At 62.3% G+C, this 12069-nt stretch carries 13 protein-coding genes; 7 read left to right on the top strand and 6 right to left on the bottom strand.

All coding sequences use genetic code 11. The annotated features are described in order from the left end of the window. From B4L36_RS12990 to B4L36_RS12960, 7 genes are all read left to right on the top strand, one after another. Nucleotides 1-715: cbb3-type cytochrome c oxidase subunit I (locus tag B4L36_RS12990; protein WP_292958004.1), on the top strand; the 715-nt coding region annotated here is incomplete at its 5' end. A gap of 4 nt (nucleotides 716-719) precedes the next feature. Beyond that, entirely contained in the window at nucleotides 720-2159 is a 1440-nt protein-coding gene (locus tag B4L36_RS12985; RefSeq protein ID WP_292958002.1) for a cbb3-type cytochrome c oxidase subunit II, read from the top strand. Between the two features lie 55 nt (nucleotides 2160-2214). Beyond that, on the top strand, nucleotides 2215-2460 hold the full coding sequence (locus B4L36_RS12980; RefSeq protein ID WP_292958000.1) for a hypothetical protein: 246 nt from the start codon (nucleotides 2215-2217) through the stop codon (nucleotides 2458-2460). After that, the gene (locus B4L36_RS12975) at nucleotides 2441-2788 is read left to right on the top strand and encodes a hypothetical protein (protein WP_292957998.1); all 348 of its coding nucleotides are present in this window, start codon (nucleotides 2441-2443) and stop codon (nucleotides 2786-2788) included. The genes B4L36_RS12980 and B4L36_RS12975 overlap by 20 nt, the downstream gene beginning before the upstream one ends. 9 nt (nucleotides 2789-2797) lie before the next feature. Next, complete coding sequence (locus tag B4L36_RS12970) at nucleotides 2798-3106, top strand: hypothetical protein (protein WP_292957996.1); 309 nt, start codon at nucleotides 2798-2800, stop codon at nucleotides 3104-3106. A 20-nt stretch (nucleotides 3107-3126) separates the two neighbouring features. Then, entirely contained in the window at nucleotides 3127-3333 is a 207-nt protein-coding gene (locus B4L36_RS12965; protein ID WP_292957994.1) for a hypothetical protein, read from the top strand. 3 nt (nucleotides 3334-3336) lie between these two features. Beyond that, nucleotides 3337-5304 carry a hypothetical protein gene (locus tag B4L36_RS12960; RefSeq protein ID WP_292957992.1) on the top strand — a complete coding sequence of 656 codons (1968 nt, stop codon included), beginning with the start codon at nucleotides 3337-3339 and terminating at the stop codon, nucleotides 5302-5304. A gap of 107 nt (nucleotides 5305-5411) precedes the next feature. Here the strand turns inward: B4L36_RS12960 and B4L36_RS12955 are convergent, their stop codons facing one another. The 6 genes from B4L36_RS12955 to B4L36_RS16185 all read right to left on the bottom strand — a co-directional run bounded on the left by B4L36_RS12955 (nucleotide 5412) and on the right by B4L36_RS16185 (nucleotide 11896). Further along, entirely contained in the window at nucleotides 5412-6938 is a 1527-nt protein-coding gene (locus tag B4L36_RS12955) for a tripartite tricarboxylate transporter permease (protein WP_292957990.1), read from the bottom strand. Between the two features lie 3 nt (nucleotides 6939-6941). Continuing rightward, nucleotides 6942-7508 (bottom strand): tripartite tricarboxylate transporter TctB family protein, encoded by a 567-nt coding sequence (locus tag B4L36_RS12950; RefSeq protein ID WP_292957988.1) that lies wholly within the window; start codon nucleotides 7506-7508, stop codon nucleotides 6942-6944. A 103-nt stretch (nucleotides 7509-7611) separates the two neighbouring features. After that, nucleotides 7612-8577, bottom strand: coding sequence for a Bug family tripartite tricarboxylate transporter substrate binding protein (locus B4L36_RS12945; RefSeq protein ID WP_292957986.1), 966 nt, complete (start codon nucleotides 8575-8577; stop codon nucleotides 7612-7614). A gap of 421 nt (nucleotides 8578-8998) precedes the next feature. Continuing rightward, nucleotides 8999-10519, bottom strand: a complete 1521-nt coding sequence (locus B4L36_RS12940; protein ID WP_292957985.1) for an aldehyde dehydrogenase (NADP(+)) — start codon at nucleotides 10517-10519, stop codon at nucleotides 8999-9001. 1 nt (nucleotide 10520) lies between these two features. Further along, the gene (locus B4L36_RS12935; RefSeq protein ID WP_292957983.1) at nucleotides 10521-11246 is read right to left on the bottom strand and encodes a ribonuclease activity regulator RraA; all 726 of its coding nucleotides are present in this window, start codon (nucleotides 11244-11246) and stop codon (nucleotides 10521-10523) included. A 380-nt stretch (nucleotides 11247-11626) separates the two neighbouring features. Continuing rightward, nucleotides 11627-11896: a hypothetical protein gene (locus B4L36_RS16185; protein ID WP_414692183.1), complete on the bottom strand. Its 270-nt coding sequence runs from the start codon at nucleotides 11894-11896 to the stop codon at nucleotides 11627-11629. Between the last annotated feature and the right edge of the window lie 173 nt (nucleotides 11897-12069).

Genomic DNA, 12069 nt, shown 5'->3' with positions numbered 1-12069 from the left:
CCACACCCTGTCGCTGGTGTCGTTCTGGGGCATCGCCTTCTTCTACACCGGGGTCGGGCACCACCATCTGTTGCAGGCGCCCATCCCCGGCTGGCTGAAGACCTTCGCCACCGTCAACTCGATCATGCTGCTGGTTCCGGTCTTCGCCTTCGTGGGCAATATCTGGCTGACCATGCGCGGCAACTGGGACAAGTTCTTCGTCAACATTCCGCTGCGCTTCATGCTGACCGGGTTCCTGTTCTATTTCCTGGTCAACGTGCAGGGCTCTTTCATGGCGGTGCCGGCGTTCAACAAGATGATCCACTTCACCAATTTCATCGTCGCGCACGCCCATCTGGCGCTGCTGGGGGCGTTCACCTTCTTCGGCATGGGGCTGATCGAATACATGGTGCCGCAGATGGCGCGGCGGCCGGTCTACAGCCGCAAGATTTCGGAATGGACCTACTGGCTGCTGCTGACGGGCTTTTTCGGCTTCTTCTGGGTGCTGACCATCGCCAGCTTCCTGCAAGGCGAAAGCTGGGCGCGGGGCGAGCCCGAGGTCAACGTTCTGGCGATGATCCGGCCGCAATATATCGGCCGCGCGATCTTCGGCGCGCTGATCGTGTTCTCGACCTTCACCCTGGCATGGAACGTCGTCGCCACCGTGTTCAGCGATACGAGCGCCGGCACCCGCCGCGCCTTCCGCCGTGCCGTGGCCCTGGAGCCGGGAGAGTAGCGACATGGACAACCGCAACCGCATCCCCGAACACCCCCCCTACCCCGAAAAGCTGCTGCGCGCACATCGTGGCCGCCGGATGCTGATGACCCCCGGCATGGTGGCGATCGGCGGGCTTCTGGCCTTTTTCACCGTGGTGTTTTCGGTGGTCGTCCTGCCCACCAGCACCTACAAGCCACAGGTATCGCCCAACTGGCTGCCGCTGGACGATACCCAGGTATCAGGCCGCGCCGTCTATCTGGCCAATGGCTGCGTTTATTGCCATAGCGGCTTCAGCCGGCCGCAGGATGTCTTCACCGGATCCTCGGCGCTTTACGCGCGCGCCTCGCAGCCGGGCGACTATGCCGGCATCAGCCAGAGCCCGAACACGCTGGGCAGTATCCGCACCGGGCCGGACATGTCGAACGAAGGCGGCACCCATCCGGATGGCTGGCACCGTTCGCATTACTGGAACGCGCGCAGCACCACACCGATGTCGGTGATGCCCCGCTTCAGCTTTCTCAGCGCCGACGAGACCGATGCGCTGATCAGCTATACGCAAAGCCAGGGCGGCAAGCTTGCGGCACTGCGCTATGCGGCGACGCAGACCGGCAACTACCTGATGCGGCTCAATGCCGGCAAGGCGGGTCTGGACGATCCCGGCGTGCCGGTGGCCGATCTGGTGGCGCAGTTGCGCGGCACGGGCGAGCTGCGCGAGAACGGCACGCCCAAGGACAAGGCACCAAGCGGCATGAGCTGGATGGACGTCTGGCACATGAACAGCTTCTCGCGATCCTACTGGCTGACCGACAACCCGCTGGAGGTCAATGCCGAGAACCTGATGCGCGGCAAGGCGACCTATATACAGCGCTGCGCGGGCTGTCATGGCCGCAATGGTGACGGCAAGGGGCCGGGCGCCGAGCGGCTGAAGGTCAAGCCCTTCGATTTCACCCAGACCAACCTGCCCTATGACACCGGCACCTCCAGCGGCATGATGTATCACCGCATCCTGACCGCCGGGCCCGGCACCGCGATGGAGAATTTCGGCACCCGCCTGTCGGTCGCCGAGATCTGGCGCACGGTGATGTTCCTGCGCACCATCCCCAATGGCGGACTGAAGGAAACCCTGCCCACCGTCGAAATGTACGAACGCTGGAATCCCCCTGAAACCGCGCTGCGCTATATCGCGGAAAACCCGATCGACGAGACCTATACCGACCTGCCGAAGACCGATGACCCGTTCATGCAGGCCGCGCGCTGGATCGCGCCCGGCATGACCGCGAACGACACGATCTATGTCGGCGGCAAGCTGCCCATCACCCTTGACCGGCTCGCCGGGGTGATCGGCGGATTGTACCGGGCCGACATCCAGCGCCGATACGACGACGCCACGGCGCGCGGCGAGGCGATTCCCGCGCTTGCCGAACTGCAGGATACGGAAGGGCTGGTGTTCCATGCACCCTGATCATTTTCAACCGCGCCGAACGGCCGCCGCCTGCGCCGCGGCCTCCGCCCTCGCCATGGCCGCCGCACCGGCATGGGCCAGCGTCTCTCCAAAGGGCGCGGAGTTCGTCATGGCGGACTGGATGCTGCTGTCGTTCCTGTCCTTTGCCGGCGCGGCGCTGGTGGTGTTCCTGATCGCGGTCCGGCGGGGAATGTTCGTCGGCATGGAAGAGGCGAAATATCCGCTGCTTTCGGTCGAAGAGCCCGATTATTACACGCCCGAATGGGCGAAGGAGGACGGTGATGCAGCCCAGTGGAAGTGATCCCGCGACGGTGGATGCGATCAACCGCTATATCTATGCCCAGTATATGGATCGCATCCCGACCGATCGCACCGAGATCCTGTGGCGCGGGCCGATCTATGAGGTGCTGTTCGCGGTCACCCTGATTGCATTCTTCTTTTCGGTTGTCTTCCTGATGCGGCTGACATTCCGTCAGCGCGCCGAACTGACCGAACTGACCTCTTTCGCCGGCCAGTTGACCGAGCGGGCGGGCATGATACGGCTGTTTTCCTATGTCGTCTGGACCGCGACGACGGTCTATGCGGCCTATTTCGCGGTCACGGCGATCTTCCGCGGTATCATCTATTGAGGTGGGTCCATGGCCGAAGGTCATTCCTATAGCTACGTCACCACCGCCACGCTGTCCGGCGATACATGGGCACGGGTACAGCCGCTGCTCGAATCCTGGAAGCCGGTGCTTCAGGATCTGCCGGGATATGCCGGAAGCGACGTGATGGCGCGCACGACCGGGAACGGCGCACTGAGAATGCATGTGCGCGTCACCTGGCTGACCCGGGAGCAGTTGGAAGAGTTCGCGGATTGCCGCTGGGAAACCGAGCGGATGATCGCCGCGACCGGGGCAGAGCCCGGCGACATGCGCTCGGAGACGTTCGAGCATTTCATCTGAAGCGACGGAAGGGCAAGATCATGGCGCAGATTTCAGTGACCGACGCACCACCGGTGGACCTGCCGCGCCCCTTCAGCGACGACGAGATCGACCAATCCTTTCAAGTCGAGGACGACCGCTGGAGCCGTCGGGCGCAGATCGGGGACTGGTTGATCCTGGCGGCGATGATCGCCGTTTCGCTGGGCTATCACCTGGCGATCTTCGCGTTGCAGCCGGGCCTGCGCTGAGCGATGCGCGTCGAAGACATATCCAACCTCGATGCCTTGCTGTTCGTGCTTTTCCTGGCGGCGGCGTCGCTGCTTGTCTTCCGGCTCGTCCCGCGTGCCGGTCCGCGCGCCGAGGCCGAGACCTTTTCCGCCGCCGAGATCGCGCGCTATGACGGCGCCCTGACGAAATATGCGCTGACCGTCGCCGGGGCGCTGCTTGTGGGCAGCCTGCACCTTGCGGTCAAGTCGCTGCCACCCGTGGCCCGCTGGCTGGCACAGGCCGGACGCGGCGGCCACCTGGCCGCCAACATCGCCTACAGCCACATGGTGATCGTCATGGGTGGCACGATCGCGGTGACGGGTCTGACATGGTATGTCCTGCCGCGGGTTGTGCAACGCCCCCTCTACAGCGGAACGCTGGCCCAGCTGGCGTTCTGGGGCACGGTTCTGGGCGCCGGGGGGTTCTATCTGATCAACCTGTTCGGCGGCGTGACGATGGGCGCGCTGGTGCATGGCGGCATGACCGACGCCGAGGCATCGGACGCGCTTGGCATCTGGCGGACGCTGCCGACGGCGGGCGCGGCGACGCTGATGGGCGTGGGCTACTGGATTTTCGTCATCAACGTGCTGGCAACCTGCTGGCTGGGGCGCCGGGTCGCCGGTGCGCGACCGCTTGCGCATCTTGCCGGTTTCTTCGTGCTGGGCACCATCGGTCTGCTGGTCGGCACGGTGCAGGGCGTTCTGCAGGTCATGCCGGACAACGAGGAATGGCTTGCCGCTGCCGGAGTGGCCGGACGCTACATCGATCCGATCTCGCATGCCCATGTCAACCTTCTGACCGGGGTCATGATGCTGATCGGCGGCCTTGTCTTCGCCCTCGCAGACCCGCCCGCCCAGGGATCGCACGGTCGCCGCATGGCCGCGCGCGTGTTCTGGACGCTGGGGCCAGGATCGGTGGCGCTGTATCTTGCCTTTCTGGTTCTCGGCCTGACCGAGGGCAAGCTGATCGTGACCGAAGGTCTCGGCTTCGCGCAGGCGACCGAACGGCTGGGCCTCTGGCACAGCATTCCGCTTGCAGCATCCGCAGGCGTCGTCCTGTTCGGCCTGTGGTCGCTGCTGGGCGCCATCGTCATGCGCTTTGCCCGGGGCATCGGGCGACGCGCGGGCTCGGGGTTGATCTGCCTCGGCGTGGCGATCCTGATCGCGGGAACGATGCAGGGCGCGCTGCAGATTCTGCCGGAGGTCAAGAACTGGATGGTCGAGGCGGGCAGCGCCGGTGTCGCCGTCGCGCGAACCCATGCCCAGGTCAACATGCTGGGCGGCGTTCTGACGATCCTGACCGGCCTGATGCTGCGCATCGGCCGTCCGATCCTCGGGGCCGATCCCGCGCCGGAATTCGACCTGCGTCTGGCAAGACTGATGGGCGCGGGCGTGGCGCTGTATTATCTTGGCGCCCTGGCCGGAGCGATCGCAGCCGGACAGGCGATCCGTTCCGGGGCAGAACCGCAACCGGGGCTTTGGGCCTGGTTCTTCGCCTCGGGCGTCATCGCGGGCGCTTTTCTCTATGCCCGTGCGGCGGCGCTGTTGCTGGGCTTCGTATGGCGCGCGACACCGGTGCAACGGGCCGCAGGCTGGCGCATGGTCAAGGCCGAAATGGCCCGGCACGACGGGCCGCGACCACGCTGGCTGCGCCAGGTTCCGATCGCAGCACTGCTCTTGCCGGAAACGATCGGAGCCGTGACAGGCTTTCCCGGGCTGGGCTGGATCCTGTCGGGCCGCGCCCTCATCGGCGTTCCGCTGATCTTCGCTGGTCCAGCCCTGGCCTGGGCCGTTCTTCCGCTGATCCTGTCGCCCTATGGGCCGGTCGCCCGCCCCGATACGCTGTTCATCATAATCCAGGGATATCTGATCGTTTCCGCCACCTTGTCGGTCCTGACGCTTTGGGCCTGCATCAGGTCAGAGCGAAGCTTGAGGCCCGGACAGATCGCCTGATAACGAACCCGGTCTTGCGAGTCTTGCCGCACGGGGTTCGATCGTATCGTCTGAGGCTGCCACGGTCCCCGGCGGGCGGGCGCGCAAGGCATCAAGGCAGGTGCGCGTCAGTTGGGCGGAACCGCCGCCAATTTCTTGCCCGGTTTCTTGATGACGAGGAAGTAGATAAAGACCAGCGTCAGCAGGACGAAGAACAGGCTGTCGGGGTTCGTGAGGAAAGTCGTTGGATCGCCGTTGGACAAGGCCAGCGATCGCCGCAAAAATTCCTCAAGATTGGGGCCCAGAATATAGCCGAGCAGCATCGTGATCACCGGAAAGCCGTTGCGCCTCAGATGGAAGGCCAGAACACCCATGCCCAGAGCCATGAACATCTGAAAGGTCGAATAGGTGGAAACATAGCTTCCCACGACGGCCAGGATGGTGATGACCGCGTAGAGAACATCCTTGCGGACGGAGACGATCCTGATGAAATACGGACCGATCAGATAGAGCGTCAGGGGAATGAGCACGACCGCGCTGAACAGCAGGGTTGCCAGCATCGGGGCTATCAGCCCGGCCTGATCCGACATCAGTTGCGGGCCGGGCTGGATGCCGTTGATGACCAGGACGCCGAGCATGATGGCAGTGATCGGATCGCCGGGAATCCCGAAGGTCAGCATCGGAACCATGGCACCGCCACAGACGGCATTGTTGGCACTTTCAGAGGCTGCGATGCCTTTGGGATTTCCCTTGCCGAAGGTTTCCGGCTCGGAAGATGTTCGGACCGCCTCGGTATAGGCGAGAAACGAACCCATCGATCCTCCGGCACCCGGCAGCGTCCCGACGAAATAGCCGATCAGGCTGGATTTGAGATAGCAGACGAACCCGATCTTGCGAATCTCGGAAAGCGGCGGCAGAAAATCCCGCCGTCTGATCCTGACCTTTTCCGCGGCCGCCGTTGCAGCGGCGATGTCATTGGTCGAACTCGCCTGGATCAGCACTTCGGCGATGGCGAATGTCCCGATGATGACGGGCATCAGGTCGATCCCCGCGGTCAGGTTGCTGTAGCCATAGGTGAACCGGGTGATCGGTTCCATCGCGTCGAGGCCGATGGTTGCAAGCATGAGGCCAATGCAGGCTGCCAGCCCGGCCTGGGGGATGCGGCCGCGCTGCGCAATCACGACGACGACGATGGCAAAGGCCAGCAGCGAGAACTTGCCGGTCGTCTTGACGAGCAGGGAAACCTCGGCCACGAATGGCGCGACCGCGATCAGCAGCAGCGCCCCCAACGCGCCGCCGAACATGGAACCCAGGGCCGCGTGACCCAACGCCAACGCACCCTTGCCCTTCTGTTGCATGGGATAGCCGTCCAGCGCGGTCATCATCGACGATGGCGCGCCCGGAATATTGATCGTGACCGCGGTGATGCTGCCCCCGCACATGCCGGCCATATAGATGCTGGCAGAGGCCATGAGCGCTGTTTCAACACTGAGCGTGTATGTGACCGGCAGCAGCAGGGCCATCGCCAGCGTCGCGGTCAGGCCCGGAATCGCCGCAAAGATGGTTCCGATCACGAAGCCCATGACGACATAGGTCAGGTTCAGCGGATCCAGGAGCAGGGTGCTGCTGCTGATGACAAGTAAGATGAAATCCATGATCTAACCCCACAAAGTCGGGAGCCGGACCCCGAACAATTGCTGGAACATGACGTAGGCGATCACGACAATCGCCACGGATATGACAGCCTTCTGCAGCAGCTTTTCAAAAGAAGAGAAAAGCACGACAAGCACGAAAACGAAAATTCCCGACGAGATGAAATATCCGGCAGGCTTGAAGGCAATGATGTAGATGAAGATGGCCAGGACAACCCAGAGATGGGTGAAGTTTCGAGGTCCACTTGCACCGGGTTCCTTGGGTTCGGTGCGGATCTTCTGAAGAATGAGAATGCTGGAAAAGACGATTGCGGCGCCTCCCACCAGGATGGGAAAGAACGAGGGCGTCAATCCGCTTTCGGATACGGGCGCACCCAAACCGATCGCGGAAATGAAGTATCCGACAGACACTGCAAGAGTGACATAGAGAAATAGCGGCGGCCTTTTCACGAGCATCGTCTTCTCCGGGACTGGGGGTGGAACGGCGCGTCGGCGCGAAGCGCCTGCCCATGCGTTCAGGTATGAAGAAAATCGTTGGATCACGGATGCGCCAACCCGCCGCGTTGCCAGCATGGGATGACGTCGTTGGTTCGGGCGACATCCTCCACCGCCACGGCAAGCCTCGGCCGGGCCCAAGTCTCCGATACCAGATCGGAGGCTTGGGTCCCTGCAAGGATCAGAGGTCCAGTTCGTCCATGAGCTTGAACGTCTTGTCCTGAAGTTCGCCCATCCAGATCTTGACCTCGTCAGAGCCGAGCCAATCCGGAGTAACCCCAACCTGTTTCAGCCAATCCTGAAATTCTTGGCTGTCATAGGCCGTCTTGAACACGGTTTCGAGCGTCGTGACGGCCTCTTCGGGCGTGTCTTTCGGCGCTGCCAGAATGATGAAGCTACCGGTTTGCAGGTCGTAACCCTTGGAGCTGATCGTTGGCACGTCCGTATAGGTCATGTTTTGCACCGAGGTCAGTTCGACCACGCCTTTGGCATCACCCGACGAAATGATGCCGCTGAAATCGCCCAGGCTGGAAATCGCTGCATCGAGTTCGCCCGACAGAAGGGCTTCTGCCTCCGCACTGGAAGATCCGGCATAGGTGATCACGTTGAAATCGACTTCCAGCAGCTTTTCGAGCTGGATGACCGACAGATACGGACCCGATCCTTTCGGAGCGACGCCGACACGCACGGTTCCAGGCTTCGCCTTGGCCGCTTCGACCAGTTCCTCGAAGCTGTCGATACCGGAGCTTTTTGAAACGACGATCGCATCGGCTTCGGTCGTGATGCGGGCGATCGGCGTCATGTTGTCCAGGGAATAGCCGGGCACCATCTGGCCGCGCGGCAAGGTGATGACGCTGTCATAGGTCAGGACCCCGACCGTATAGCCGTCAGGACGCGAATTCGTCATCTGAATCAGACCAGTCGCGGTCAGGGCGCCGGCGATGTTCTCGACATAGATCGATTTCGGCAGGTCTTGTTCGGCGATGTTGCCGATCTTGCGCGAAATCGAATCAGCACCGCCGCCGGCGGGCCACGGAACGATCAGGCGGATATCACGGGTGGGAAATTCCGCCGCGACTGCCGAGGTGCCGATGATGCAGGCACCAAGTGCCAAGATTATTCTGCTTTTCAAGCTTTTCAAAAACATGACCTGTTCCTCCTCCAGAAATTTGATGGGATCGCGAGTGGAACGCTCGGCTGGAACATCCTCACACACGAACCCGTGCTTCCGCCGATCGTCGCCTTCGGCGCAGTAGACTTGCCCCCAAGAACTCTGCCCATCATACTAACTAATTATTACAACTCAACGGAAAAATCATCGATAAAGGCCGATTATTCCGGGGTGTAAGCAGAAATCTGTATATAATATATACAACTTGACAGGCTGCTTCGGCCAGCGCGGCGGGCATTGGCAAAAGCTGCAAGGCCCGCCGATCACCGCCATCGGCCGGATCGCGGCGTGACAACGCCACAAGAGGCTTCAGCAGAGCCCGGCGACCGAACTCGAAAGATCGACCCGCCAATCACGAAGGCGTGGTGACGGGTCGGTGGGGCCGTGACCTGCCAGGTCAGACATTCACCAGGTCGTCCGGCAACAGTTCTTCGGGAAGGTTCTGGTAGCACACAGGCCGCAGGAAGCGGCGGATGGAAAGTGTGCCGACAGAGGTGGCGCCAAAGTTTGTGCTGGCCGGATACGGACCTCCATGAACCATGGCGTCGCAGACCTCGACGCCGGTCGGAAATCCATTGGCCAGAACACGACCGGCCATTCGCTCCATCACCGGCAACAAGTCCCGGGCAAGTTCGATATCACCATCATCCATCTGAAGCGTCGCGGTCAGTTGTCCCTTGAAGCTTTCGGCGACCTCTCTCATCTGCGCCGCGTCCCTTGCCCGGATGACCAGCCCCAACGGTCCGAACACTTCTTCCGACAGATCCTGGTTGATCATCCACTCGCTGGCCGAAACTTCGAAAAGATACGGTGCGGCATTCCGACCTTGACAGGATGTGGTCAGCAGCGATCTGACCCCTGCGCCTTCCGACACCCGGCGGACGCCATTGCGATAGGCGTCGGCGATCCCGTCCGTCAGCATGGTCTGCTCTGCCACGCCCTCGAGGCCCTCGGCCGCGGATTGGACGAAAGCATCGGCGCCCTTCCCGTCAACCACGATGGCAATACCGGGATTGGTGCAGAACTGCCCGGCGCCCATGGTCAGGCTCGCCGCCCATCCCGCCCCCAGATCCGCACCCCGGGCGGCAGCGGCCTGCGGCAAGACGAACATGGGGTTGACGCTGCCAAGCTCGCCGAAGAACGGAATCGGTTCTGGTCGCGATGCGCAAAGACCATAGAGTGCGCGTCCGCCGGCAAGGCTGCCGGTGAAGCCCACGGCCTTGATCCGCGGATCTGTGACAAGCGCCTCGCCCACGATACGACTGCCCCCCTGGACGAGGCTGAAGATACCCGCGCTCATGCCAAGCTTTTCAAGCGCCGCAACGATCGCGTCACCGACGATTTCGCCCGTGCCCGGATGCGCGCCGTGACCTTTGACGACGACCGGGCACCCTGCGGCCAGCGCGGCGGCGGTATCACCACCGGCCACCGAGAATGCCAGCGGAAAATTGGATGCGCCGAAGACCGCGACCGGGCCCACCGGACGCTGCATCAACCGCAGATCGGGACGGGGAAGAGGTTTGCGATCGGGCAAGGCCGGGTCATGGCGACGATCGAGATACCCGCCGTCACGAATATGGGCAGCGAAAAGGCGCAACTGACCGGTGGTCCGGCCGCGCTCGCCCTGCAGGCGAGCTTCCGGAAGTCCGGTTTCCATACATCCGATTTCGGTAATCTGGTCGCCGCGCGCCTCGATCTCTTCTGCGATCGCTTCCAGCAGCTTCGCGCGTTGCTCGCGCGGGGTGGCGGCAAAGTCCGGAAATGCCGCATGGGCCGCGGCGCAGGCTTCGGCCACAAGCTTGGCGGAACCGGCCGAAAACTCGAAGCCCCGGCCGGTTGCCGGAGCAGAAAAGAACCGCGCCTCCGAGCCGACCCGCGCGCCTGCGATCAAGTGATTTCCGTGTGGAATGAAGGTCATGCTATCGTCCTGTCCGTTCACGCCATGCATCGTATTTCACGAGGTTTTCGTCGTCCGTCGCCGGATAGAGACCGATGATCCCGGCGCCCGCGTTTACCTGCTCCAGCACAAAATCCTCATAGGATTCCATGTTCGTGCATTCCTCTGCGATCTCGTCGGCCAGATGGGCCGGGATCACCATCACGCCGTCACCGTCGCCCAGCATCACGTCGCCCGGAAAGACCGGTGCATCGCCGCAGGAAATCGGCACGTTGATATCCACGGCCTCATGCAGGGTAAGGTTTGTCGGCGCCGAGGGACAGGCAAAGTAGGCCGGCATGTCCAGGGCCGCGATGGCCGCCGCGTCGCGCACACCTCCGTCCGAGACCACGCCGGCAACGCCGCGTTGCCCCAGGCGGGTGACGAGAATCGATCCGGCCGTGGCCGCACGCCTGTCCTTGCGGGCATCCATCACCAGCACGTGACCTTCGGGACAGGTCTCGACCGCCACACGTTGCTTGTGGTCGCGCTCGCGGAACACGGTCAGCGGGTTGCGGTCCTCACGGGCGGGAATATAACGCAGCGTGAAGGCCTGGCCGACCATCGTGACCGGCTTGCGCTCCATCGGCACGACACCCTGCACGAACTGGTTGCGCAGACCGCGCTTGTACAGAGCCGTCGCGACAGAGGCCGTCGAGACCTTCCTCAACTTCGCGCGCGTCTCACTCGACAAGATGTAATCGCTCATATCCGTATTCCTGTCATCTGGCCCCTTGCGGCCATGGTTTTCGCAAATCCGCTCCGCTCTCCGGCACGAGGGAAAACGGCCGAAAAAACTCGATCGACTGCTCTTCAGCCGCACCTGCGCCAGGCCCGGTGACCTGGCTCTCCGACACGCCTGTGAACCTGACGGTCGGTTGGCCAGCATTGCCGCGGTTGAAACGGTCAGGTTGGTTCGCCGGAACTGCACCAGGCCATGTCGCAAGCCATGCAGGCCAGCGCGTCAGGATGGGCACAACGGCCCGTTTCCGACCTGCGACGTTCAGCGTAAAAGACCCGCACAACCTTTTGTGGCGCTCGGCAAATGAGTTCTCCCGATTTCTCCTTCCCAAGAGATCAGAAGCGTTGCTAAGCGTCGACGTCAAATTTGTCAATAGTTGTAACGTAAAGAAAGGATATTCGCGGCATATCGGGGGTTTTATGCGTATTTTTCTGTCTATAGTTATTACAGAATTCGATACTCATCTCGGCTCTGCCATGCAAAGAGCGTGAACCCCAGGCTCCGGCAAAGCTGCGCTCCTCCACCTCCGCCTCCACGATCCGGTCAGTCGCAAAGGCCAGCATCTCGCGTACGAAGTCGCCCTCAGCTTGCTTCTCAACCAGTTCGATCAGCGTCATTCTGTTGTCGGTTATCGTGGGCATCCCACACTGCCGATCGGTCATATCCCAAGGCATGGTGTATCTGAGGCGGCCATCGGGTTTGTCGGCAGGGTCGGGTTGCGACGGCCAACCTGAACCGAGGGATGACCCCGATGACCAAACCCGTGACGGACCTGAGAGAGCTCGTAGAG

The sequence above is a fragment of the Paracoccus sp. UBA889 genome (assembly GCA_002294185.1).
In the GTDB taxonomy this organism is placed as follows: Bacteria; Pseudomonadota; Alphaproteobacteria; order Rhodobacterales; family Rhodobacteraceae; genus Paracoccus.
This window is presented reverse-complemented; position numbering and strand designations above follow the sequence as displayed.

What these genes read in the sequence shown, in the direction of transcription:
- B4L36_RS12945 (WP_292957986.1), bottom strand. Translation starts at nt 8,577, where the DNA reads ATGTTTTTGAAAAGCTTGAAAAGCAGAATAATCTTGGCACTTGGTGCC.
- B4L36_RS12960 (WP_292957992.1), top strand. Translation starts at nt 3,337, where the DNA reads ATGCGCGTCGAAGACATATCCAACCTCGATGCCTTGCTGTTCGTGCTT.
- B4L36_RS16185 (WP_414692183.1), bottom strand. Translation starts at nt 11,896, where the DNA reads ATGACGCTGATCGAACTGGTTGAGAAGCAAGCTGAGGGCGACTTCGTA.
- B4L36_RS12965 (WP_292957994.1), top strand. Translation starts at nt 3,127, where the DNA reads ATGGCGCAGATTTCAGTGACCGACGCACCACCGGTGGACCTGCCGCGC.
- B4L36_RS12935 (WP_292957983.1), bottom strand. Translation starts at nt 11,246, where the DNA reads ATGAGCGATTACATCTTGTCGAGTGAGACGCGCGCGAAGTTGAGGAAG.
- B4L36_RS12970 (WP_292957996.1), top strand. Translation starts at nt 2,798, where the DNA reads ATGGCCGAAGGTCATTCCTATAGCTACGTCACCACCGCCACGCTGTCC.
- B4L36_RS12955 (WP_292957990.1), bottom strand. Translation starts at nt 6,938, where the DNA reads ATGGATTTCATCTTACTTGTCATCAGCAGCAGCACCCTGCTCCTGGAT.
- B4L36_RS12940 (WP_292957985.1), bottom strand. Translation starts at nt 10,519, where the DNA reads ATGACCTTCATTCCACACGGAAATCACTTGATCGCAGGCGCGCGGGTC.
- B4L36_RS12985 (WP_292958002.1), top strand. Translation starts at nt 720, where the DNA reads ATGGACAACCGCAACCGCATCCCCGAACACCCCCCCTACCCCGAAAAG.
- B4L36_RS12975 (WP_292957998.1), top strand. Translation starts at nt 2,441, where the DNA reads ATGCAGCCCAGTGGAAGTGATCCCGCGACGGTGGATGCGATCAACCGC.
- B4L36_RS12950 (WP_292957988.1), bottom strand. Translation starts at nt 7,508, where the DNA reads ATGCTGGCAACGCGGCGGGTTGGCGCATCCGTGATCCAACGATTTTCT.
- B4L36_RS12980 (WP_292958000.1), top strand. Translation starts at nt 2,215, where the DNA reads ATGGCCGCCGCACCGGCATGGGCCAGCGTCTCTCCAAAGGGCGCGGAG.